This is a genomic window from Campylobacter sp. CS_NA3, assembly GCF_027797495.1.
GTDB lineage: Bacteria > Campylobacterota > Campylobacteria > Campylobacterales > Campylobacteraceae > Campylobacter_B.
This window is the reverse complement of record NZ_CP115609.1, coordinates 1,532,026-1,554,769: the sequence shown is the minus strand read 5'-3', so window position 1 is coordinate 1,554,769 and position 22,744 is coordinate 1,532,026. Positions and strand designations below refer to the sequence as shown.

The window sequence follows — 22,744 nt, the reverse complement described above, 5'->3', positions numbered from 1 at the left end:
TTCTCGCAATGACAAATCAAACAAATTTGTCTCCACTGTCATTGCGAGAAAACGAAGTTTTCGAAGCAATCGCCAATGGTTAAATTTACTGTATGGTTTTTTTCGAAATTTATAAAATTTGGTTGCTTTTAAATTCTTTGAATTTGCAAATTTACATTATCGTTATTTCAGCTCTGGCGATTGCTTCGAGCCTGTCGGCTCTCGCAATGACAGTTGAAGCTATTTGCGAATTCTCGCAATGAAAATAGAAACGAAATTCGCAAATTTAAACGCAGGTCGTATCGACTAACCTGCGTTTGATTTTTTGCGCATTTGTATATTTATAAGCTCCACGACAAGCGAAAATGCCATAGAAAAATAAATATAACCTTTTGGAATATGAAAACCAAGCCCGTCCCCGATGAGCGAAACGCCGACGAGTATCAAAAACGAAAGCGCAAGGATTTTTATGGTTGGGTTATTATCGACAAAACGGCTAATCGCACCACTTGCAAACATCATCACACACACGGCTAAAATGACCGCAAGTATCATAACAGGCAGGTGTTTAGCCATACCGACAGCGGTAATAACGCTATCAAGCGAGAAAATAATATCCAAAAGTGCGATTTGAAACAAAACTCCGCCAAAACTAGCCGCCTTAGTCGCCCTTTCTTCGTGCGTTTCGCCGGTAACGCCTGAGTGGATTTCGGTTGTGGACTTCACAAGCAAAAATAATCCACCCAAAATAAGCACCAAATCTCGTCCGCTAAATTCGTGCGAAAACAGCGAAAACAGTGGTTTTGTAAGGCTCATAATCCAAGCTAAGCTCATTAAAAGTAAAATTCGCGTTATCATCGCTAAACCTAGCCCTAAAATTCGGGCTTTGTCCCGTTGATTTTCCGGTAATTTGCCACATAAAATGGCGATAAAAATGATATTATCAATCCCTAAAACAATCTCTAAGCCCGTTAGCGTGGCAAGGCTGATCCACGCCTCAGGCGAAGCAAGCCAGTCAAACATTTGTGTCCTTTAAAATTTGAATTATAGTTTTTGGCAAAAGTTCGTGCTCGATTTCGTGAATTTTCGCTTCCCACTCGTCGCGCGTTTTATTTTCTCGCTGAAAAGTTTGTTGAGCTATGATTTTTCCGCCATCTAACTCAGCACTAACCCAATGAACGCTAACACCGCCTACTTGCATATCACTATCAAAACTCTCGTCAATCGCGTGAGCGCCCTTGAAAAGTGGCAAAATGCTAGGGTGCAAATTTATGGCTTTGATATTGTCGCAAAAAAACGGCGTTAGAATTCGCATAAATCCAGCTAACACGGTTAGCTCTGCGCCACTTTTTTTAATCTCTTCAACCACTTTTTTATCAAATTCTTGCCTACTAACAAAATTTTTGTTATCGATAACAACACTTGTTAGTCCGAAATTTTCAGCTCTTTTTATGCCATAGGCGTTAGGTTTGTTAGTTAGCGTTAGCACAACTTCGATTTTAATATCGTCAAAAATTTTGCCGTGCAATTTATCTAAAATGCTTTGCAAATTTGAACCACTACCGCTAAAAAGCACGGCGATTTTTTTTACAACCATTTCAAGCCTTTTATAATATCAAGCGAATTTAGCGAATAATCGTTTTGTTTGAATTTTTTTGCCGATAACGCGTGAGCTAACACGCCGTTAGTGGCTGCATCAAGTGGTGCATAACCTTGCGCTAAAAGCCCTGCAATGATTCCTGCTAAAACATCGCCGCTTCCGCCTTTGGCAAGAGCGCACGAGCCTAGATTTGAAATGTAAATTTGTGAATTTTGCGCTATGATTGTGTTAGCTCCTTTTAGCACTAACACGCTTTTAAACTTCTCGCTCCACATTTTGGCGTATTTGAAGCGATTTTCTTGAAGTTCGCTAACACTAACATCGGCGATGTTAGCTAACTTTAAAAGTGAAACAAATTCTTTCGGATGTGGAGTTAGGACGATATTTTCATTTTTGCTAAGTAGTTCGATAACTTCTTTGTTATAACACAAATCAGCGTCAATAACGCAAATTTTATCTTTTAACTGAGCTAAATCTACTTTTTTGTTACCCAAGCCCGGACCGCAAACTACCACTTTTGCGCCTTGAAGCGATTTTTTTTGCATTAAAAGCGGATTTAAATTTACTAACGGTTCTTCACTAACAACGCTAACAAGTCCGCTTCCGATTGCACTAGAAGCAAGACCTGCTATCTGCGCCGCTCCAAGCATATCTCCTGCTATAAGAAATGTATGACCAAATTCGCCTTTGTTAGTGTTTTGTGTTTTTCTAAACGGCAAATTTAAATCCTGTTTTGTTAGTAAAAACATATCGCTATTGTTTTGAAAATTTTTCTCGCTAAGTCCTAAATTTGCTACTTTGATTTTACCGACAAAATCTTTCGCTGCGTCGCTAAAAAGCCCTGCTTTTAATGCTCCCATTGTCATAGTATAATCGGCTTCAAAAGCGATTTTGCCGATTTTGCCGTCTTTATAAATTCCGCTTGGAATATCGACTGCGATTTTAAGGGCATTTGTTTTATTTATCGTTTTTAAAATTTTGCAAAGTTCCGGATCTAATTCTTTATTTAACCCTGTGCCAAAAATTCCGTCTATATAACAATCAGCTAGTCCTAACTTACTAACAAACTTCACATTTGCTATCTTAGCTGTGTTAGCTTGTTTTTGATTTAGTTTGTTTTGTTTTTCGCCGATAAGCAAGGCATAACATTCATAATCCCCGCTTAACTTTCGTAAAGCACAAAGCGCGTCAGCGCCGTTATTTCCTGTGCCACAAAGGGCTAGAATTTTACTACCTTTTTTAAGTTTTTTTCGCACTAATCTTTCCAAATTTCCACCGGCATTTTCTAACAAAATTTCTTGTGAAATTCCAAATTCACTAACAACTCTGTTATCAAGCTCGTTAGTATCAAAATAGACATTTTTCATAACTCACTCCTTATTCTATAACTTAAACTTTCTAAAATGTGATTTTTCGTAATTATATCACTTTTATCAATATCTGCTATGCTTCTTGCGACTTTTAGCGTTTTATTTATGCCCCGCTGCGAAAGATTATACTTCACAACTGCCGAATTTAACACATTTTTAGCCCCGTCATCTAAAATGCAAAATTTCGCAATCTCTTCATCGCTAAGTTTGCCGTTTAGCTCTTTTTGACCACGCATTTTTTGAATTTTAAAAACACTTATCACGGTTTTATACATATCTTCGCTTCTCATGTCGCTTTTGTCGCTTGGACTTACTTCGTCCATCGCCACATACAGATCAATCCTATCTAATAAAGGCGATGAAATGGCATTTTTGTAGCGTTTTATTTCGCTCACAGAACAGATACAATCTGCATTTTTTGCAAATAAATTCCCGCACGGACAAGGATTTTGTGCTGCTACAAAGATGAATTTGGTTTGGTATTCGACCTTTGAATTTACACGAGAAACTAAAATTCGGTTATCTTCGAGTGGCTCTCTAAGGCTTTCTAAAATTTGCTTTCCAAAATGCGGAAATTCATCAAAAAACAGCTCTCCGCCGTTTGCAAGGGCTACTTCGCCGATTTTTGCCGTCCCTGAACCGCCCCCAAAAATGGAACTTCTGGTACTTGTGTGGTGTGGGCTACGAAATGGACGCAACGCGCTAAAATCGCTATTTTTATTATTTAACGATTCGTAAGCCGAAGCCAACATTATCTCATTTAAGCTTTGCGGCGGCAAAATCTTTGCTATGCGTTTAGCGCACATACTTTTTCCACAACCCGGGCTTCCTTCAAATAAAATATTATGCATACCACAAGCCGCGATGAGACTTGCTCTTTTTGCCCTGCTCTGCCCTTTTATATCTTTAAAATTTAGCGAAAAATCGCAATTTGGAACAAATTTTTCTCCGCAAATTTCGATAACATTTTCAAAAAGCGGGTGAATTTTTTCAAATTTAACGCTATTAGCAAATTCTTCATCTAAAAAAAATCTAACAGCTTGGTTTAAATTTTTAACTGCATAAACTTCATAATTTGGTATCATACACGCTTTTTCGGCGATGTCGTAGGGAACAAGAATTTTCGCTTTTTCGACCTTTGTGCTTAAAAAAAGCAAAATCGAAAAAAGCGACGCCGTGCTTTTTAAATCTCCGCCAAGCCCAAGCTCTCCAAAAACAAAAAATTCGTTATCGATTTTTTCCTTTTGCAAAGCTATTAAAAGTGCGATCGGCAGGTCAAAATGTGAGCCGTTTTTTGGGACATCGGACGGGGATAAATTTATAATGATTTTTGAGGGCGGGAATTTAAAATTTAGGCTTAAAAGTGCCGATTTTACCCTACTTTCGCTCTCTTTTATGGTCGTTCCTGCTAACCCGACAACGCCAAAACCCGGCAATCCCCTAACAAAGCTTGATTCTACCTCAACTTTAACAAGAGTATCGGTAAAAGCGGCACTTTTTAGAGATTTCATTTTTCTTTTTGTTTTTTCTTAAATTCTTGATTGAATTTTTTGCGTTTGTTGTAGCCTATGCGTTCGATAAAAAGGTGTCCATTTAAATGGTCTATTTCGTGCTGGATACAAACGGCAAGTAGTCCGTCTGCTTTTAGCTCACAGCTTTCGCCTTTTCGATTTTGATATTTTAAGACGATATTTTCAGCTCTTTTGACATCTTCGTAAAACCCTGGAACCGATAAACAGCCCTCTTGATAAATTTGCTCTCCGTTAGCTTTTAAAATTTGTGGATTTATGATTTCAAGCAAATCTTTTTTATCTTGTTTTCCGTCTTCATCTGCCAAATTTATCACAAGGGCTTGGATAGGATTTCCTACTTGGATAGCAGCTAGTCCGATTCCGTTTTTTGCAATCATAGTTTCATACATATCATCTAAAAATTTAGCCAAATTTTCATCAAATTTGGCTACTTTTTTTGATTTTTCAAATAAAATTTTATTCGGATATGTTAAAACTTCTAAAACCATTATTTAAAACTCTTTTCCAAAACTTTATCGATAATGCCGTATTCGGCGGCCTCTTTTGCGCTCATAAAAAAGTCTCTGTCGGTGTCTTTTTCGATTTTTGCTAGTTTTTGTCCTGTATTTTGGGCTAGAATTTTGTTTAAATTCTCTTTTATACGCAAAATTTCTTTAACTGTTATTTCCATATCGGTTGCCTGACCTTGTGCGCCGCCTAGGGGCTGATGAATCATAATGCGTGAATTTGGAAGCGCGTATCGTTTGCCCTTTGCGCCACAACTTAGCAAAAATGCACCCATAGAAGCAGCCTGACCTATGCAAATCGTGCAAACATCAGGCTTAATGTAATTCATAGTGTCATAGATACTAAAACCGCTTGTAACTACGCCGCCGGGAGAATTTATATATAGATAAATATCTTTATCCGGATCTTCTGCTTCTAAAAACAAAAGTTGTGCCACAATCGCACTTGCCATGCTATCTTCGATCTCGCCGCTAAGCATAATTATTCTATCTTTAAGCAAACGGGAGTAAATATCATAGCTTCTCTCGCCTCTGCTGGTTTGTTCTATGACATAAGGAATTACCATTATTCTGCCTCTTTTTCGTCTTTTTTATCTTTTGAGAAAATATTGTTGAAAAGTTTTTCTTCTGTCAGTGCCATTTTGATAGCAGGAAGCATTCCGCCGTTTTTGTATTGTTCTAAGTGTGCTTTTGGATCCATACCATAGCTATAAGCTTCAAAATAAATCGCTTGAACGACTTCTTGATCGCTAACGCTAACGCCTCTTGCCTTTGCTAACTCATCAATCAAAAATGTGATTTTAACGCTTTTTTGTGCTTGATCTCTAAATTCTTCTCTTTTTTTGCTAAGAGCGTCTTTGTCTTTTTGGAAGCTTTCGATCTCTTCTTTGCTAAATGTTCCCCAAGCATTTCTAAACTGCAAATCGATCTCTTGTTCGACGATTACTTTTGGCAAATCAAAATCATAGTTTTCGCTTAGAGCGTCTGCTAGTTTTGGTTTTAAATCTTCTTGGATTAATTTTTGCAATTTTTCATTTTTGAGTTGCTCTTTGATTTTAGCTTCAAATTTTTCCTTGTTTGGCTCTTTTTCGCCCGGCAATGCTCGTTTTAAATCTTCTTCGCTAAGCTCTTTTGCAGGATTTTTACCTTGAATTTCGTGTAGTTTTACTTTGAAAACCGCATCTTTTCCTGCTAAATTTCTTGCGCCGTATTCATCAGGAAATTTAACCTTAACATCTCTTTCTTCGCCGACTTTAAGACCTATCATACCGTCTTCAAAGCCCGGGATAAATTGATTTGAGCCGATTTGAAGAACATAGTTTTCGGCTTTTCCGCCCTCAAATGCTACGCCATCGACAAAGCCTTCGAAATCAAATTTAGCAAAATCATCTTTTTCTAGGCTATCTTTTTCTACTTTTTCAAGCGGAGCGATTAAATTTAAAAATTCATTTACTTTTGCTTCGATCTCTTTTTTTGTAACTCTTGGAGTTGAGAATTCAGGGATTAATTTTTCATATCCGTCGATTTTGATTTCAGGGCGAAATGACATTTCGATTGTGGTATCGATTGCGCCGTCTTTTTCGTCAAATTTAGCAAAAATCGGCTCTCCAAGCATATCTTTTTGATTTTTACCTAATGATTTTAAAGATTCATTTATAGCATCTCTAAAAATCTCGCCTTTGGCATCTTGTTCTAAGTCTTTGCCGTATCGTTTCATAACGACAGCCACAGGAACTTTTCCTTGTCTAAATCCGTCGATTTTCATTTTTTTGGCTGCATTTACAGCTAGTTTTTCTGTGCGTTTTGCAATGTCGTCCGCACTGACTTTAACATCGGCAGTTGCATTAGCCGAATTGATAAGTTTTGCATTAACTTCCATAAAATTCCTTTAAAAAATTTAAAAAATGGTTGTTAATATACCAAAACTTTTCTTATTAAAAGTATAAATTTTTTAAATTTATGAGTATAAAAGCAAATTTGCAATAAAATCACATTTTCATATAAAAGGTAAAAACATGGACGAAAATTCAAGAATAAAATTTGAAAATTTGGTTAAGCAAATGCTTGAAATACTCGGCGAAGATCCTAACCGAGAAGGTTTGTTAAAAACCCCTGCTAGGGTCGCTAAGGCGTATGAATTTTTAACAAGCGGTTACTCGCAAAATCCAAAAGATGTGTTAAATGACGCTTTGTTTTCTAGCTCAAATAATGAAATGGTTTTGATTAAAGATATTGAATTTTACAGCCTTTGCGAACACCATTTATTGCCGATTATCGGGCGCGTTCATGTGGCATATATACCAAACGGAAAAGTTGTAGGCTTATCAAAAATTCCACGCATGGTAAATATTTTTGCTAGGCGTTTGCAAATACAAGAACAGATGACAGAGCAGATCGCTAATGCTATACAAGAAGTTGTAAAGCCACTAGGTGTCGGCGTTGTCGTTCAAGCAAGACACATGTGCGTTGAAATGCGTGGCGTGCAAAAGATAAATTCGCTAACGACAACTTCTGCGCTTCGTGGAATTTTTATAAAAAATGCAAACACAAGAAAGGAATTTTTTGATCTCATAAATTCGCCGAAAAATTTTAGCTATTAAATTTAAAATTTTAAAGTTAAATTTAGTAAATTTGTTATATATTTTGGCGAATTTGCAAAAACAGATAAAAAAAATCCTAATTAAGAAATGAGGGCAAATGAACAGAGTTTATTTAGACAATAACGCAACAACTCCGGTTGATCCCGAAGTTTATGAAGCAATGAAGCCGTTTTTTTGCGAAAAATTCGGAAATCCAAATTCTTTGCATGATTTCGGTAGCGAAACGCACCCTGCACTAAGACGGGCAATGGACGAACTTTATAACGGAATCGGCGCAAAAGATAGCGACGACATAGTCATCACAAGCTGTGCAACCGAAAGCAACAACTGGGTTTTAAAAGGAATTTATTTTGACAAAATCATAACAGGCGAAAAAGATAACATTATAATTAGCTCAGTAGAACACCCTGCAATCAGCGCAACCTGTGAATTTTTATCTACTCTTGGCGTTAAAATCACAAAACTTAGCGTTGATAATAATGGGCTGATAAATTTAGACGAATTACGCGAAAAAATCAACGACAAAACCGCCCTTGTTAGCATAATGTGGGCAAATAACGAAACAGGAACGATTTTTCCTATTCACGGGGCCTGTGAAATAGCACACGAATTTGGCGCGTTATTTCACACAGACGCCGTTCAAGCAGTCGGTAAAATAAGTATCAATGTCGCTGAAATGGGAGTTGATTTTTTAAGCTTTTCAGGGCATAAATTTCACGCTCTAAAAGGTGTTGGTGGGTTATTTATAAAAGATAGCAAACCGCTAACTAGCCTGCTTCACGGCGGCGAACACATGGGCGGCAGGAGAAGCGGAACGCTAAATGTAGCAGGAATTGTTGGCATGGGAAAAGCCTTAGAATTAGCAAATAAATTTATAGCTTACGAAAATTCGCATGTAAGGCGTTTAAGAGATAAGCTCGAAGATGCACTTTTGCAAATTCCTGATGTGAGCGTAGTCGGCGATAGAAGTATCCGTGTGCCAAATACCATTTTAGCTTCTATTAAAGGCATTGAAGGCGAAGCTATGCTTTGGGATTTAAATAAAGCTGGAATTGCTGCTAGCACAGGTTCAGCATGTGCTAGTGAAACATTAGAGAGCAATCCAATCATGGAAGCAATCGGAGCAGATAAAGAACTAGCTCACACGGCACTTCGTTTGTCGCTTTCACGCTTTAACACAGAAGCCGAAATCGACTACACAATCGAAGTTATAAAAAAAGCGGTTGAGCGTTTAAGGGCGATTTCAAGCACATTTGCTTATGCACCAAGTTGGCACAAAAGCGGACTGTAAATTTGCTGTGAATTTGTAAATTTTATAAATTTGCAAATTTTAAATTTAAAAAAGAAAAAAAGATAAAAAAAGGTAAGGCGAAGTATTTTGAGATGATTTTTTGGGTTGTGAAGCTTTCGGCGAATGAGACGCACTAATTCGTGCGTCGCAGTGAGACGAAAGCAAATCTCCCAAAAAAGCACTCAAAAGACAAGCCGTAAAGGAAAAAAATGGCGAAAAATGATTTAATCAACGGCTCTATCTGGGACGAATACTCACAAATCGTGCAAGATAGAATGAATAACCCTAGATTTATGGGCGAGATAACAGAAGAAGAAGCTAAGGAAAAAGGCTGTAAGCTGATTATCGCTGATTTTGGAGCTGAGAGCTGTGGGGACGCTGTAAGGCTTTATTGGTTGGTCGATGAGAAAACCGACATTATTAAAGATGCTAAATTTAAAAGTTTTGGCTGTGGAACGGCGATCGCTAGTAGCGATACTATGGCTGAGCTTTGTATCGGCAAAACGGTCGATGAAGCCGTAAAAATCACAAATTTAGATGTCGAAAGAGCGATGCGAGATAACCCTGATACTCCGGCAGTCCCGCCGCAAAAAATGCACTGCTCGGTTATGGCGTATGATGTTATAAAGGCTGCTGCTGCTAGTTATAAAGGCATAGATCCTGAGCATTTCGAAGATGAGATTATCGTTTGTGAGTGCGCAAGAGTTTCGCTTGGCACGATAAAAGAAGTTATTAAACTAAATGATTTAAAAACGGTTGAAGATATAACTAGATTTACCAAAGCAGGGGCATTTTGTAAAAGCTGTATAAAACCGGGCGGACATGAAAAAAGAGAGTATTATTTAGTCGATATTTTAGAACAAACAAGAGCTGAAATGGAGCAAGAGCGATTAAAAGCTTTGGCGGACGCTAAAACAGGCGAGAAAAAAATCGATCTAAGTTTTGAAGAATTAAATACAATCGGCAAATTTAAAGCCGTCGAAGAGCTAATAAATGCCGAAATTCGCCCAATGCTAATGATGGACGGCGGAGATTTAGAAATCATCGATATAAAAACGGCAGATGACGGCAAAACCGACATTTATATTCGCTATTTAGGTGCTTGTAGCGGTTGTGCTAGTGGAGCCGGTGGAACGCTGTTTGCGATAGAAAGCGTTTTAAAAGAAAATTTAAGCGCAAATATCCGTGTAATGCCGATATAACGCTTTATCGCACTAAAAATTTATGTTGAATTTGCCAAAATCAAGGCAAATTCAACCAAAAATTATTTTTTATTTTCTACGATTTTATCGACTAAAATTTGCAAATTTCCTAAGCTTCGTAGGTGGTTATAGATAAGCTCTAAATAACCTCGCCTTGCAAAATCTGCCAAAGTTTTATCATCAAGTTCGTGTAATTTTTGCGGATTTACAACCAAAAAACCACTCAAAAGTGTCTCTTTTGTACCGTCTTTTTCGACGCCCAACTCTTTGCTTTCTAAAATGCCTGTTTTTTTGATTTCAGAAATTGCGATTTTTGTTCGCATATCCATGTCGTTATAGTTTTCCATAACGGAGATTAAATTTTTCATAAAGTCGCTATATTCGCCGTTTTTGTTAAAGAGCTTATCGCCTTTGCCTTTTAGTTGTTTTGCTTCGCTATCGATACAGAGCAAATTTTGATCTCCGACTTGGGCTAAGAAAAACGGATAATTTAGCACGCTTGCCGGAATTGCACCTTTGAAATCTTTATCGATTAAAATATTTTCGGTTTTGCCTAAAAGCGCGACTAGCTTTGACTCTTCTTCATCTGTAAAAACTAAAACAAAATTGTTAGCGCAAATTCCTGCTTCCGGTGCGATAACAGGCACAAAAGCAGCACTTGGCAACTCATCTTTGTGATAACACAAATCCGCATGTTTTTCTTTGTCTAAAATTTCTGGTTTCATCTTTTTCCTTTATTTTAAATTTTGCAATTTTTACTATTTTAAATTCCTAAAACTTATCGGAAGCTCCAAATTTAGCGACTTTACAAGCTTTATGCACTCTTGAAGATCGTCGATTGACTTTGAGCTAACACGCACTTCTTCGCCACGAATTTGTGCATTTACTTTTATTTTGGCATCTTTTATCGCCTTTGTGATTTTTTTAGCATCTTCGGTTTCTAGGGTATCATTTAACTTTAAAATCGCCCTAGTATTAGCTCCGCTTGCTGGCTCTCTTTTTAGCTCTTTTATCGCCACGGGCGGTATTTCTCGCTTTATAAGTTTTGAAATGACTATGTCTTTAAGTGCGTCGATTTTATTATCGCTCGAACTTAAAAGCGTGATAGTTTTATCCTTTTCATTTAGCGAAATCTCAGCCGTTAGCCCCTTAAAATCATACCTTGCAGCAACTTCCTTTTTCGCAGTTTCAAGTGCGTTTTTAACTTCCATTAAATCTACACTTGCGCTTATATCAAAGCTATGCTCACTTGCCATTTACAAAATCCTTTATATTTTTTGCTACTAGTTCGACCAGCGTAGCCCTAGCTTCATTACTAGCCCACGCAATGTGCGGTGTGATAATCAAATTTTCTTTGTTTTTAACGCTAAGTAGCGGGTGATTTTCTATCATCGGCTCAATTTCAAGCACATCAAGGGCTACTTTTAAATTTTTCTCGTCAATCGCCTTTGCAAGGGCTTTTTCATCGACTATGCCGCCGCGTCCGAAATTCATCAAAATCGCTCCGTCTTTCATTTTATTTAACTCTTCTTCGCCGATTAAATTTGCCGTTTTATCATTTAACGGAGCGTGGATTGAGATTATATCGCAGGTTTTAAGCAAAGAATCCAAACTAACTCTAACATATTCGTTGTTAGTGTTAGCACCGCTTGTGGAATAATACCTTACTTTCGCACCAAAAGCTTCGGCGATAGTTGCAACTTTTTTGCCTATCGTGCCAAGCCCGATAATACCGAATTCTTTACCTGCAATTTCGCTTATAGGTCTATCTAAATTTGTAAAAATTTCGCTTTTGACCCACTCGCCGTTAGTGCCGTAAGTGCCGTAATAACTAACAGCGTTAGTAAGCGCTAATAGCGAAGCAAAGGTTTGTTGCACAACGCTGTTAGTAGAATAACCCGCAACATTTTTTACAGGAATTCCGCGTTCTTTTGCGGCGTTAGCGTCGATATTATTAATTCCCGTTGCACTAACACAAATGAGCTTTAAGTTAGTGTTAGCCATAACCTCATCTGTTATCAATACTTTGTTAGTTATGACGACATCGGCACCTTGCAATCTTTCGATAGTTTGCTCAGGTTTTGTTATGTTATAACTAACAAACTCGCCAAATTCTTTAAATAACTCTAAATTTGCGTCTTTGCCAAGAGTATCGGCATCTAAACATACTATTTTCATATTTTTTCCTTTAATTAGAGTAAATTTTCGCTATCTTCTTCTAAATTTTCAAATTCATCATTTTGAAAATTTGCTTTTAATAAATTTAAATCGATATTTTTATTTATCAAAATCGCATCGTTTTTGACCTTAACAAATTCGCTTTTGCCGATATTTTCGATAAGCAAATTTTGAATTTTTAACTTCTTTTTTCGTTTAATATCTAGCGAATTTAAAAAACTGCCTATGCTGAGCCACTCGCTGTCGTCGAAAAATTCGTCGCTACTTTCTTTGACTGCCAAATCAATTGGCTCACTTTTAAAAGTCTCTTTTTTTTGCAAAAGTGGTTTTTCAAAAAACGAAAGAAAATATTTCAGTTTTTCGTCTCGTTCTTCATACATTGCCTTGATTTCGTCTTTTGTATCGACTAAAATTTTCTCTTTTTCCCTAAAAAGCTTCTCTTTATCCTGCTCTAACTCTTTGATTTTATCTTTTAGCTCATCGATTTCTTTTATGAGATATTCGATAAAATCGCTTTTATGTGGATCTTTTTTTGTCTCTTTTTTAGGCGAAGCAAAATTTGAAGAGAAATTTTTTGTGTTAGTAGTAGTTTGTGTTTGTTTGTTAGTTGAAATTTCGTCCAAAATAACAAATCTCACGCCGTTTTCTTCAACGGATTTGATAGTATTTCTTCTAATCCTGTTATAAATAGCTTCCTTCGAAATGCCCAAAATATCGGCAGCTTCGTTGATAGATAACTTTTTCATAACTAACCTTTGAATAATTTGTTAGTATTATTGCAAATTTAGGCTAAAATAGGGATTAAATTTACTAACAAGCCGTTAGTAAATTTAAAAATATATAAAAATAATATTTTTTATAAATATTTGTAACAAAGTTATTGATAATATAAGAAAAAAGTTGTATAATTTTGTTTGATTTTGATAACATTTTTAGGAGAATTTATGAGTGGGAGTGAAAAAATTTTAAACTACACCAAAAAAAGATACATAGGTTTTTTTATTATAACCGCCCTGGTTTTGTTAATGCCGTTTTTACGCATAAACGGTAATCATCTATTTTTATTAAGCTTTGACAAAAAAGAGCTTCATCTTTTCTTTACGGCATTTTCAACGCAAGAGCTTTATTTAATGCCGTTTTGTTTGATTTTGTTCTTTTTGTTTATATTTTTTATAACCACCTTGGCGGGTCGAATTTGGTGCGGTTGGGGCTGCCCACAAACTATATTTAGGACGATTTATAGAGATTTAATCCAAACAAAACTTCTAGGAATTCGCAAAAATATCGCAAACAAACAACAAGGAAGCGAAAAAGGTTTTAAAAGCGTTCTTGCTGTTGTGATTTTTTTCTTTATCGCCTTGGTTGCGTCTTCGAATTTGCTCTGGTTTTTTGTCCCGCCGGAAGATTTTTTCGCTTATATAAAAAATCCTAGCAAACACAAACTCCTAGTCGGCATTGTGCTTGGATTTACGATATTTTTGACTTTTCTTGTAACATTTTTAAAAGAAAAATTCTGCGTATATGTCTGTCCTTACGCAAGAGTTCAAAGCACAATGTTTGATAACGACACGGTTCAGGTCATTTACGATGAGAAAAGAGGCGGCAAAATTTATGACGAAAGCAAAAATTTAATCGCAAATAAGCCGCAAAACGGCGATTGCACCGGCTGTCAAAGCTGTGTTAGAATTTGCCCTACGCACATTGACATTAGAAAAGGTATGCAGCTTGATTGTATCAACTGCCTAGAATGCGCCGACGCGTGTAGCAACATTATGTCAAAACTTGGCAAAAAATCGCTTATTAGCTGGACGAGCGAAAACAGCGTCGAAACAGGAAATAAGGTCAAATTTTTTAGATTTAGAACGATTGGCTATATCGTTGTTTTGTGTATAGTTTTCATCGCTCTTATGCTAATGAGCACCAAAAAAGAAAATATGCTTTTAAACATAAACCGAACAACCGAGCTTTATAGCATTTCCTTTGATAATGATGATTTGCGCGTTATAAACGACTATACATTTATGTTCCAAAACACCGATAAAAAAGAGCATAGCTATTTCTTTGAAGTCGATAACTCAGGAATTGAGATTTTAAAACCAAAAGAAGCTATCAAAGTTGGCGCAGGAGCAAAACGCAGAACCGTCGTTAGACTTGTTACAAAACAAGATTTAGCAAACGGACAAAACGAGCGAAAAGATTTGATTATCCCGATTGTCATCAAGGCTTATGCGACTGACGATAAAGAAAATATCGCTATCACAAGAAAAACAATCTTTTCATACCCGAAACAAGAAGTCATCGAAGCTAAAAAAGCCGGAAAATAAATCCGAATTCTGCCGTCAAATTTGACGGCAGAATTTAGTTTTTAATCCCAAATTTATACAAAAACAAAATTTGCTATAATTTGCCATTGCAAGACGAGCAAAACGAACTAAGCAATCTAGCAACGCCGACAGGCGTTTTTAAATTTGCAAATTTAAAACACAATTTTATATTGTCTTTGGCGATACGACCTGAATTTGCAAGAAATATATTTAAAAGGATTGAAATTGAAAGATGAAATTCAAAAAATAGTAGAAGTTAGGTATAAATACAAAAAAAGAGTAAAAATTGTAAAGTATTTTTTTGGCATACTTGTTGCTTTTATATTGATATTTATAACTATTTCTTATCTTTACAACAAGTGGAAAATGCACCAAAATTTCGTTGAATTCAAAATAGAAAATCCAAATGATGAAATCGAAATCATAAATAAAGCTCTTAAAATTTATCTTGATAAAATGCATAGGTTTCGTAATTTTAGCAAAGCTGACATTAAAAAAAGAAGTAAATATTTTATGTTTGGAGATACGCACGAATCTTATGCTACCGATATATTTGAATATTGCCACGGCGATAAAAAACACGATGATAAATGCGAATTTATGACATTTGATAAAAGACTAAATTTAGAATACTTAATGAAATTAGGAAAAAGAATTTGTATAAATGGCAACCCAATAGAAAACGCCAAACAAATCGTAGATAATGATGAAATCTTACAAAATAAAAAGCTCTTTTATCCACAAGACGAAAAAGCACTTGTAGATGAAAATGGGAATTTTATAACTAACTTTTTTTATACAGCAAATCAAGCATTATTTTATGATAAAGTCTTTATAAATAAAAATATTTTTTCTCATACAAATAAAGATTTTGATATTATTATATCGTCAAATGCTGGTTTTGCAAGACTATTTTTTGCCATAAATGAAGAAAATAATCTGCAAAGTTTTTGTGGTCATTATGATGATATTTTTACCAAATTTGATGAAAATTTGCCTTATTATGAAGATTATCTTACAAAACTTGCAACGATTAACTTTTCATATATTCCTATAAAATTAACCAAAAATGGTGCCTATGATATACTAACTATCGAAGATATAGCCGAGTATAGAAATATTTATCAATACGGCCATCATGGTAGTGTTCCAAAATTTGATCACTATATTTGGTTGGACAAACACAATGAATACGATTTGGCTTTCAATCAATACCAAACTTTAAAAAACAACAATTTTAATAAAAATCTAAATTTACAAGGAGACGGCAATGCCAGAAACTAAAAACAAACCGCTTGATTTAAACAACAGCAATTACGCCTTAGAAGTTTTAAGTTACTATATTTGGGGACAAAGTTCTAAACCTGCAAAATAGCATAAAAACCAAATAACACAAAAAAAATATAATTTTCTACTTATTTAAAATCAAAATGCGTAAATTTGCTCTTAAAACCTTTTTTCAATCCCAAAATAGTGATTTATCGCTCCGTTTCCGTGTCCTATTTGCTCACTCCACGAAAGTGCGTTAAATACAAATTCTTTCGCATTTTTGACTGCTTCGTTTAGGCTTAAATTTGCTCCCAAACCACACGCGATCGCACTTGAAAGTGTGCAGCCCGTGCCGTGAGAGTTTTTTGTATCGATTTTTGGCGCTCTAAATTCGCTAAATTCGCCGTTTTCATACAAAATATCAACCGCTTCTTCGCCTAAATGTCCGCCTTTGACTAAAACCGCGCCGTTTGTTAGTTTTGCGATTTTTTGAGCTGATTTTTTCATATCGCAGGTATTTTTTATTTTCATTTCGCTTAAAACTTCGGCTTCGCTTAAATTCGGCGTTACAATTGTCGCTAATGCAAAAAATTCGTCTATTAGCGAATTTACGGCATCATTTCTCATCAAAACCCCGCCGCTTGTGGCGACCATGACGGGATCGACCACTATATTTTTTGCATTATAAAATTTAAGCATTTTTGCGATTGATTTTATAATATCTTTGTTCGAGACCATACCGATTTTAACGGCATTTGGGACGATGTCGTCAAAACACGCCTTAATCTGCGCTTCCACAAATTCGCTTGGAGTTTCAAAAACGCCAAAAACGCCCGTTGTATTTTGCGCTGTCAAAGCCGTAATAACGCTCATGGCATACATTTTGTGAGCCGTTATTGTTTTAATGTCAGCTTGAATTCCTGCTCCGCCACTACAATCCGAACCTGCAATACTTAAAATCTTTATCATTATTTTTACCTTTAAATTTAATAAACGAATTTTACCTAAATTTAACTTATTTACGCTAAATTTCGTGTATTTTTTCATATTAAACATTAAAAATTGATTAACTAAATTTAAGAAAATTTTAGATAAAATGAGTATTTGTTTATATATTTTTTAAGAAGGTAAATTTATGAGTAAATTAGCGAATTTAGCGATATTAGCTATATTGTTATCAGGTTGTTCTTATTTTGAAAAAAAAGATAAAAACGCAGCAGCAGCCCAACAACAAATGCCACCACTTCCTGTGGGAGTAATAACAGCCAAAACAGGCGATATGGAAGTTGCGCTTTCTTTTAACGGACAAATAGTCGGCGAACTTGATGTCGTAGTCAAAGCCAAAGTCGTAGGAACGATAGAAAAGCAAAACTTTACTCCCGGTCAAGCGGTCAATGAAGGCGATATTTTGTTTGAAATCGATTCTGCAAAATATGAAGCAGCATATAACATCGCAAAGGCAAATTTTGACAACGCCAACGCCGATTTAAAAAGAGCGAAAAATTTAAGAGCTTCAAATGCGATTTCCCAAAGAGAATATGACGCTGCCGTTGCTGCATACAACATAACAAACGCAAATTTGACAAATGCGAAAATTGATTTAGATTATTCAAAGGTAAAAGCGCCGTTTTCCGGCGTTGTAGGCGATAATCTAAAAGATGTCGGAGCCTATGTAAGCGGGGCAGATTCTGATTTAGTAAGACTTACAAAACTCGATCCGATTTATGTTAAATTCGGAATTTCCGATGTCGAAAAGCTAAAAATCGATACAAATTTGGCTAACGGCGAGTGGGAAAAGAAAAATTCAAGCGTTAGCATAAGCGTAGCCGGAAAAGATTATAACGGAACGCTTAAATTTATCGATAATGTCGTAAATTCAAATACTGCAACGGTCGATGCAAAGGCTGAATTTGATAATCCAAATTTAGAACTAAAACCGGGGACTTACGCTAGGGTAAAGGTCGGCGGTTTTCATCAAAAAAATGGCGCAAAACTACCGCAAATCGCTGTTTTGCAAGATTTAAGCAACCCTTTTGTTTATGTAGTTGAAAACGGAAAAATCGCAAAAAAAATCGTAAAAGTTATCTCCCAAACAGCCACAGAAGCGATCATCTCAGAAGGCATAAATGACGGAGATTTAGTCGTTATCGATAATTTCAAAAAAATTCGTGTAGGGCTTGATGTCGCTCCGCTAAACGAAGAAGCAAGGGCAGCCGAAGCTGCTAAAATGCAGGCCAAAATGCAACAAGCACAAACGGAAGGTCAAAAATAATGTTTTCTAAATTTTTTATTGAAAGACCTGTTTTTGCGAGTGTTGTTTCTATAATCATCGTAATCGCAGGTGTGATTTCGGCGATAACTTCGGCAGTAGAAGAGTATCCGCAACTTACTCCACCACAAATCGTCGTTCGTGCTACATACTCAGGAGCTGATGCGCAAACTATCGCCGATAGCGTTGCTGCACCACTTGAAAATGCCATAAACGGCGTTGAAAATATGATTTATATGCAAAGCACTTCAAGTTCTGCCGGCGAACTTAATATCAATGTTTTCTTTGAAATCGGCACAGATCCGGCTGATGCAAGGGTAAATGTAAATAACCGCGTAGCACCTGCTCTAAATACTTTGCCAGATGAAGTTAGAAGATACGGGCTTTCGGTTTATGAGCGAAGCGGATCGCTACTCGAACTTTTGACATTTTACGATCCTAGCAATGAAATGGATCGCATAGAGATGAACAACTATGTCAAAATCAATATCGTCGAAGAGCTAAAACGAGTTGAAGGTGTCGGCGAAGCATTTGCTATGGTGAGAAACTATGCTATGCGAATTTGGCTAAACCCTGAACTTTTGCATAAATATAACCTTACCACATCTGAGGTCATCGCTGCAATAGGAGAGCAAAATTCACAGCGAACAGCCGGAAAAATCGGGCAACAACCAAACGATTTAGGCAATCCTTATGTTTTTGCTATTCGCCCAGAAGGACGACTTAAAACCGTCGAGCAGTTTGAAAATATCATCATCAGAAGCGACGATAAGGGCAGTTTTTTGCGCGTAAAAGATGTTGCAAGAGTTGAGCTTGGGGCAGATGATTACTCTATACAAGGTAAATACAACGGACACAGCATGGTTCCTACGATGATTTTCTTAAAAAACGGCGCAAATGCCCTTGCTACTGTTGAAAAAGTAAATAAAAAAGTCGAAGAGCTCTCAAAAAATTTCCCCGGGAATTTGACATATTCAGTCGGCTATGACACTACAAAATTCGTTGCCGTTTCAGTTAAGGAAGTTATGAAAACATTCGCAGAAGCCCTACTTTTTGTTATTTTCATCATGTATATGTTTTTAGGAAATTTCCGCTCTACTTTTATTACAATGCTTGCCGTGCCGGTTTCGATTTGCGGTGCGTTTATCGGAATTCATCTGCTTGGATTTTCTATAAATTTGATTACTCTTTTTGCGTTAGTTTTAGCTATCGGTATTGTTGTTGATGATGCTATTATCGTTATCGAAAATGTCGAGCGAATTTTGCACGAAGAAAGGCATTTAAGCGTAAAAGAAGCCACGATTAAGGCAATGCGAGAAATAACAAGCCCTGTTATTTCTATCGTGCTAGTTTTGAGCGCTGTTTTTATTCCGATTGCCTTTATGGGCGGTTTTACAGGCGTTATACAAAAACAATTTGCCCTAACGCTTGTTGCTTCTGTCGCATTTTCCGGCTTTGTAGCACTTACTCTTACGCCGTCGCTTTGTGCGCTTATTTTACGCAAAAAAGAGGGTGAGCCGTTTTGGTTAGTAAAAAAATACAATGAATTTTTTGATTTTTCTACGCGAGTTTTTACAGCAGGTGTTGCAAAAGTTTTACGCCATGTAATCCCAAGTTTGTTAATTGTGGCTGTTTTTATGGGTCTTGTAGTTGCACTGTTTAAAGCAACTCCGGGTGCGCTTGTGCCAAATGAAGATAAAGGCGCAGTTTTAACCATGGTGAATTTACCGTCAGCCATGACGCTAGGACATACGCAACAAACGACAAATTTTATTAAAAGTATTGTCGAACAAAACCCAAATGTAGAAGCCGTAACCGAAATCGCAGGTTATGATATGATTAGCGGTAGCATGAAAGAAAACGGCGGAGCTATGTTTATGATGCTTAAAGATTGGGATAAAAGAAAAGGTTATGAAAATTCAAATTTTGCTATGGCAAATGAACTAAACGGAAAATTATATTTTGCAGATAGAAATTCGATGACCTATGTCGTTACGCCACCGCCTATAAACGGACTTTCTTTGACTGGTGGTTTTGAATTATATGCCCAAAGCCTAACAGGAAAAACATATCACGAAATCGAAGCCGATATGCAAAGGGTTGCAGCCAAAGCAAACGCTCACCCAATGCTAAATTTGGTGCGAACCACGCTAGATACGCAGTTTCCGCAATATACCCTTACGATGAATACCGAAAAAATCAAAATGATGGGTATTAATATCAACGATATTTTTTCAACCCTATCGGCGACTATCGGAAAGTATTATGTAAATGATTTTAACCTTCTTGGCAAAAACTTTCGCGTTTATATTAGGGCAGATCAAGAGTATAGAACATCGCCCGAAGACATTAAATTTTTATATGTTCGCTCAAAAACAGGACATTTAGTTCCGCTTGATGCACTAGTTAGCCTGCAACGAAGCTTAGGTCCGGATACTGTCGATAGATTTAACGGCTTTTCTGCTGCTAAACTTATGGGAGAGCCAAAACCGGGCTTTACATCTGGTCAAGCCATACAAGCTATACAAGAAGTTATGAAGGAAGAGCTAGGCGATGAGTATTCTATCGGCTGGTCAGGTTCTGCTTACCAAGAAGTCGCCGCCACAGGCAAAGGCGCACAGGCTTTCATTTTTGGTTTGATTTTCGTATTTTTGATTTTAGCGGCTCAGTATGAAAGGTGGCTAATGCCTTTGGCAGTTTTGACAGCCGTGCCGTTTTCAGTTTTTGGAGCGCTACTCTTTAACTGGGCCAGGGGATTAAATAACGATATATATTTTCAAATCGGACTTTTATTACTTATCGGTTTGGCTGCTAAAAATGCCATTTTGATTGTCGAATTTGCTATGCAACAGCATTTACATAATAACCGCTCGATAACAGAAGCAGCTACCCAAGCCGCTAGAATGCGCTTTCGCCCGATTTGTATGACAAGTCTTGCTTTTACGCTTGGCGTTTTCCCTATGGTTATCGCCACAGGAGCAGGTGCTGCAAGCCGCCATGCCATAGGAACCGGCGTTATGGGCGGTATGATAGCAGCTTCGACGATTGCGATTTTCTTTGTTCCGCTGTTTTTCTACCTTTTAGAAAGCCTTAATGAGTGGATAGACAAAAAACGAGCAGAAAATAAAAGTGCGGAGGACGAGTGATGAATAAATTTTTATATAGCGTGATTGCAAGTGCCGTTTTGTTTAGTGGTTGTTCGTTTAAGCCGACACTTCCGCAAAAAAACACCGAATTTATCGCAGACTACGGCGAAATTCGCATAGATAAAGCTTGGTGGGCTGAATTTGGCGATAGCTATCTAAATTCTTTGGTTGAAAGTGCGTTACAAAACAATTCTGATTTGAATTTAGCCCTAAATAATATCGAAATAGCGCGAACTTCGCTTGGACTTTCACGCTTGGAGTTTTTACCAAATTCGCAGATTCAAGGTGGCGCAGGTCGCCAAAATAACTTTGGAAATCTGCCTGATAGAAATTCGCACGAAGCCTATTCGCTTGGGGCTTCTATGAGCTATGAAATCGATTTTTGGGGCAAAATTCGAAACTCAGTCGGGGCAGCAAATGCTAAATTTAATGCCACAAAATACGACTACGAAACGGCAAAAAACACAATCGTAAGCACCGTTGCAAACCTTTATTTCACGCTGATTTCGCTAAAAGAGCAAGAGCAAATTTTAAAATCCAGCCTAGATAGCTACACTAGCACGGCAAATTTTCGTAAAAAACAGCTAAATGCAGGAGCTATTAGCGATATTGTTTATTATCAAGCATTAGCGACACAAGAAAACGCAAGAGCGAATTTAATCGGTGTTCAAAACAACCTTTCGCAAATTTCGACTTCGCTAAATATACTTACAGGCAAAAGCTACAATGAAATTCTGCACGGCGTGGTAAATTCGGCAAATTCATTGCCAAATGCACCTGCTATTCCGGCAGGAATTTCATCGGACATCTTACTTCACAGACCGGATGTCGCAAGTGCGCTTGAACACTTAAAAGCTACAAATTTCTTAGTCGGCGTGGCAAAGGCGCAGTATTTTCCGTCTATCTCGCTAACAGGAAGTCTAGGTTATGCTAGCGGCGAGTTTGATACGCTTTTAAATAACCCTGCTTGGAGCATAGCCGGTTCGCTAGTGGGGCCTCTTATCGACTTTGGTCGCACCAAAAAGCGAGTGGATTTAGCAAATTTAGACCAAAACGCAAGTTTTATCGCTTATGATAAGACTTTAAAAACGGCTTTTGGCGAAGTCAAAGACGCTCTAATCGGCGTAGAAAACGCTAAAATCAAACAAGAAAGTATGAAAAAGCTAGTTTCGGCACAACAAAGAGTTTTTAACATGGCCTCAAAACGCTACGACGAGGGTTATAGCGACCACTTGGAGTTTTTAGACGCTCAAAGGGGACTTTTAAACTCAAAATTATCCTTAGCAAATGCAAATTTAGAAACGCTAACAAGCACGGTAAATGCCTACAAGGCTCTTGGCGGCGGCTTTAAAGTAGATGATAACGATACAATAAATTTGATAAATTCAAAAGAAGAAATCACCCCGTCTAGTTCTGCTTTTCCAACACCTAGTTTTTAATAATTTTTAAAACTATTGTATGGTGGGCACCTTGCCCAC

Annotated in this window: 21 protein-coding genes; 9 read left to right on the top strand and 12 right to left on the bottom strand. The window is 37.0% G+C overall.

What is annotated here, in order from left to right; genetic code table 11:
• The first annotated feature begins 92 nt into the window (after positions 1-92).
• Complete coding sequence (locus PF026_RS07915) at positions 93-242, top strand: hypothetical protein (RefSeq protein ID WP_270864201.1); 150 nt, start codon at positions 93-95, stop codon at positions 240-242.
• Between the two features lie 43 nt (positions 243-285).
• On the opposite strand, the gene PF026_RS07910 is transcribed toward PF026_RS07915, so the two are convergent.
• From PF026_RS07910 to tig, 7 genes are read right to left on the bottom strand one after another with little or no spacing between them, the layout of a single operon-like run.
• Positions 286-1,002, bottom strand: a complete 717-nt coding sequence (locus tag PF026_RS07910) for a TerC family protein (RefSeq protein WP_270864200.1) — start codon at positions 1,000-1,002, stop codon at positions 286-288.
• Positions 995-1,576 (bottom strand): phosphoribosylglycinamide formyltransferase, encoded by a 582-nt coding sequence (purN, locus tag PF026_RS07905; RefSeq protein ID WP_270864199.1) that lies wholly within the window; start codon positions 1,574-1,576, stop codon positions 995-997. Before purN ends, PF026_RS07910 begins: the two co-directional genes overlap by 8 nt.
• Positions 1,567-2,946: an NAD(P)H-hydrate dehydratase gene (locus tag PF026_RS07900; protein ID WP_270864198.1), complete on the bottom strand. Its 1,380-nt coding sequence runs from the start codon at positions 2,944-2,946 to the stop codon at positions 1,567-1,569. Before PF026_RS07900 ends, purN begins: the two co-directional genes overlap by 10 nt.
• Entirely contained in the window at positions 2,943-4,460 is a 1,518-nt protein-coding gene (locus PF026_RS07895; RefSeq protein WP_270864197.1) for a YifB family Mg chelatase-like AAA ATPase, read from the bottom strand. The genes PF026_RS07900 and PF026_RS07895 overlap by 4 nt, the downstream gene beginning before the upstream one ends.
• Positions 4,457-4,969 (bottom strand): peptide deformylase, encoded by a 513-nt coding sequence (def, locus tag PF026_RS07890; protein ID WP_270864196.1) that lies wholly within the window; start codon positions 4,967-4,969, stop codon positions 4,457-4,459. The genes PF026_RS07895 and def overlap by 4 nt, the downstream gene beginning before the upstream one ends.
• Positions 4,969-5,553, bottom strand: a complete 585-nt coding sequence (clpP, locus tag PF026_RS07885; protein WP_270860963.1) for an ATP-dependent Clp endopeptidase proteolytic subunit ClpP — start codon at positions 5,551-5,553, stop codon at positions 4,969-4,971. Before clpP ends, def begins: the two co-directional genes overlap by 1 nt.
• Positions 5,553-6,866: a trigger factor gene (gene tig / locus PF026_RS07880; protein WP_270864195.1), complete on the bottom strand. Its 1,314-nt coding sequence runs from the start codon at positions 6,864-6,866 to the stop codon at positions 5,553-5,555. Before tig ends, clpP begins: the two co-directional genes overlap by 1 nt.
• 136 nt (positions 6,867-7,002) lie before the next feature.
• Between tig and folE the strand changes: the two genes are divergently transcribed.
• The 3 genes from folE to PF026_RS07865 all read left to right on the top strand — a co-directional run bounded on the left by folE (position 7,003) and on the right by PF026_RS07865 (position 10,080).
• Entirely contained in the window at positions 7,003-7,587 is a 585-nt protein-coding gene (folE, locus tag PF026_RS07875) for a GTP cyclohydrolase I FolE (RefSeq protein WP_270864194.1), read from the top strand.
• Between the two features lie 97 nt (positions 7,588-7,684).
• The gene (locus PF026_RS07870) at positions 7,685-8,878 is read left to right on the top strand and encodes a NifS family cysteine desulfurase (RefSeq protein ID WP_270864193.1); all 1,194 of its coding nucleotides are present in this window, start codon (positions 7,685-7,687) and stop codon (positions 8,876-8,878) included.
• A 209-nt stretch (positions 8,879-9,087) separates the two neighbouring features.
• Positions 9,088-10,080 (top strand): iron-sulfur cluster assembly scaffold protein, encoded by a 993-nt coding sequence (locus PF026_RS07865; protein ID WP_270864192.1) that lies wholly within the window; start codon positions 9,088-9,090, stop codon positions 10,078-10,080.
• A 62-nt stretch (positions 10,081-10,142) separates the two neighbouring features.
• On the opposite strand, the gene PF026_RS07860 is transcribed toward PF026_RS07865, so the two are convergent.
• Genes PF026_RS07860 through PF026_RS07845 form a run of 4 tightly spaced genes read right to left on the bottom strand, consistent with a single transcriptional unit; the run spans position 10,143 to position 13,004 of the window.
• On the bottom strand, positions 10,143-10,805 hold the full coding sequence (locus PF026_RS07860) for a SapC family protein (RefSeq protein WP_270864191.1): 663 nt from the start codon (positions 10,803-10,805) through the stop codon (positions 10,143-10,145).
• Between the two features lie 33 nt (positions 10,806-10,838).
• The gene (locus PF026_RS07855) at positions 10,839-11,336 is read right to left on the bottom strand and encodes a YajQ family cyclic di-GMP-binding protein (protein WP_270864190.1); all 498 of its coding nucleotides are present in this window, start codon (positions 11,334-11,336) and stop codon (positions 10,839-10,841) included.
• Entirely contained in the window at positions 11,326-12,258 is a 933-nt protein-coding gene (locus tag PF026_RS07850; protein ID WP_270864189.1) for a D-2-hydroxyacid dehydrogenase, read from the bottom strand. Before PF026_RS07850 ends, PF026_RS07855 begins: the two co-directional genes overlap by 11 nt.
• Before the next feature lie 14 nt (positions 12,259-12,272).
• On the bottom strand, positions 12,273-13,004 hold the full coding sequence (locus PF026_RS07845) for a helix-turn-helix domain-containing protein (RefSeq protein WP_270864188.1): 732 nt from the start codon (positions 13,002-13,004) through the stop codon (positions 12,273-12,275).
• A gap of 198 nt (positions 13,005-13,202) precedes the next feature.
• Between PF026_RS07845 and ccoG the strand changes: the two genes are divergently transcribed.
• Together ccoG and PF026_RS07835 are read left to right on the top strand one after the other, a co-directional pair.
• On the top strand, positions 13,203-14,582 hold the full coding sequence (gene ccoG / locus PF026_RS07840) for a cytochrome c oxidase accessory protein CcoG (RefSeq protein WP_270864187.1): 1,380 nt from the start codon (positions 13,203-13,205) through the stop codon (positions 14,580-14,582).
• 225 nt (positions 14,583-14,807) lie between these two features.
• On the top strand, positions 14,808-15,866 hold the full coding sequence (locus PF026_RS07835) for a hypothetical protein (protein WP_270870456.1): 1,059 nt from the start codon (positions 14,808-14,810) through the stop codon (positions 15,864-15,866).
• 162 nt (positions 15,867-16,028) lie between these two features.
• Here PF026_RS07835 and thiD read toward each other — a convergent pair whose 3' ends face one another.
• Positions 16,029-16,820, bottom strand: coding sequence for a bifunctional hydroxymethylpyrimidine kinase/phosphomethylpyrimidine kinase (gene thiD, locus PF026_RS07830; protein WP_270870457.1), 792 nt, complete (start codon positions 16,818-16,820; stop codon positions 16,029-16,031).
• A 166-nt stretch (positions 16,821-16,986) separates the two neighbouring features.
• Between thiD and PF026_RS07825 the strand changes: the two genes are divergently transcribed.
• Genes PF026_RS07825 through PF026_RS07815 form a run of 3 tightly spaced genes read left to right on the top strand, consistent with a single transcriptional unit; the run spans position 16,987 to position 22,705 of the window.
• A complete protein-coding gene (locus tag PF026_RS07825) occupies positions 16,987-18,123 on the top strand; it encodes an efflux RND transporter periplasmic adaptor subunit (RefSeq protein ID WP_270864184.1) in 1,137 nt (378 codons plus the stop codon).
• Positions 18,123-21,266: an efflux RND transporter permease subunit gene (locus PF026_RS07820; protein ID WP_270864183.1), complete on the top strand. Its 3,144-nt coding sequence runs from the start codon at positions 18,123-18,125 to the stop codon at positions 21,264-21,266. The genes PF026_RS07825 and PF026_RS07820 overlap by 1 nt, the downstream gene beginning before the upstream one ends.
• Complete coding sequence (locus PF026_RS07815) at positions 21,266-22,705, top strand: TolC family protein (protein WP_270864182.1); 1,440 nt, start codon at positions 21,266-21,268, stop codon at positions 22,703-22,705. Before PF026_RS07820 ends, PF026_RS07815 begins: the two co-directional genes overlap by 1 nt.
• Positions 22,706-22,744 lie beyond the last annotated feature (39 nt).

What these genes read in the sequence shown, in the direction of transcription:
- PF026_RS07915 (WP_270864201.1), top strand. Translation starts at nt 93, where the DNA reads ATGGTTTTTTTCGAAATTTATAAAATTTGGTTGCTTTTAAATTCTTTG.
- PF026_RS07910 (WP_270864200.1), bottom strand. Translation starts at nt 1,002, where the DNA reads ATGTTTGACTGGCTTGCTTCGCCTGAGGCGTGGATCAGCCTTGCCACG.
- purN (WP_270864199.1), bottom strand. Translation starts at nt 1,576, where the DNA reads ATGGTTGTAAAAAAAATCGCCGTGCTTTTTAGCGGTAGTGGTTCAAAT.
- PF026_RS07900 (WP_270864198.1), bottom strand. Translation starts at nt 2,946, where the DNA reads ATGAAAAATGTCTATTTTGATACTAACGAGCTTGATAACAGAGTTGTT.
- PF026_RS07895 (WP_270864197.1), bottom strand. Translation starts at nt 4,460, where the DNA reads ATGAAATCTCTAAAAAGTGCCGCTTTTACCGATACTCTTGTTAAAGTT.
- def (WP_270864196.1), bottom strand. Translation starts at nt 4,969, where the DNA reads ATGGTTTTAGAAGTTTTAACATATCCGAATAAAATTTTATTTGAAAAA.
- clpP (WP_270860963.1), bottom strand. Translation starts at nt 5,553, where the DNA reads ATGGTAATTCCTTATGTCATAGAACAAACCAGCAGAGGCGAGAGAAGC.
- tig (WP_270864195.1), bottom strand. Translation starts at nt 6,866, where the DNA reads ATGGAAGTTAATGCAAAACTTATCAATTCGGCTAATGCAACTGCCGAT.
- folE (WP_270864194.1), top strand. Translation starts at nt 7,003, where the DNA reads ATGGACGAAAATTCAAGAATAAAATTTGAAAATTTGGTTAAGCAAATG.
- PF026_RS07870 (WP_270864193.1), top strand. Translation starts at nt 7,685, where the DNA reads ATGAACAGAGTTTATTTAGACAATAACGCAACAACTCCGGTTGATCCC.
- PF026_RS07865 (WP_270864192.1), top strand. Translation starts at nt 9,088, where the DNA reads ATGGCGAAAAATGATTTAATCAACGGCTCTATCTGGGACGAATACTCA.
- PF026_RS07860 (WP_270864191.1), bottom strand. Translation starts at nt 10,805, where the DNA reads ATGAAACCAGAAATTTTAGACAAAGAAAAACATGCGGATTTGTGTTAT.
- PF026_RS07855 (WP_270864190.1), bottom strand. Translation starts at nt 11,336, where the DNA reads ATGGCAAGTGAGCATAGCTTTGATATAAGCGCAAGTGTAGATTTAATG.
- PF026_RS07850 (WP_270864189.1), bottom strand. Translation starts at nt 12,258, where the DNA reads ATGAAAATAGTATGTTTAGATGCCGATACTCTTGGCAAAGACGCAAAT.
- PF026_RS07845 (WP_270864188.1), bottom strand. Translation starts at nt 13,004, where the DNA reads ATGAAAAAGTTATCTATCAACGAAGCTGCCGATATTTTGGGCATTTCG.
- ccoG (WP_270864187.1), top strand. Translation starts at nt 13,203, where the DNA reads ATGAGTGGGAGTGAAAAAATTTTAAACTACACCAAAAAAAGATACATA.
- thiD (WP_270870457.1), bottom strand. Translation starts at nt 16,820, where the DNA reads ATGATAAAGATTTTAAGTATTGCAGGTTCGGATTGTAGTGGCGGAGCA.
- PF026_RS07825 (WP_270864184.1), top strand. Translation starts at nt 16,987, where the DNA reads ATGAGTAAATTAGCGAATTTAGCGATATTAGCTATATTGTTATCAGGT.
- PF026_RS07820 (WP_270864183.1), top strand. Translation starts at nt 18,123, where the DNA reads ATGTTTTCTAAATTTTTTATTGAAAGACCTGTTTTTGCGAGTGTTGTT.
- PF026_RS07815 (WP_270864182.1), top strand. Translation starts at nt 21,266, where the DNA reads ATGAATAAATTTTTATATAGCGTGATTGCAAGTGCCGTTTTGTTTAGT.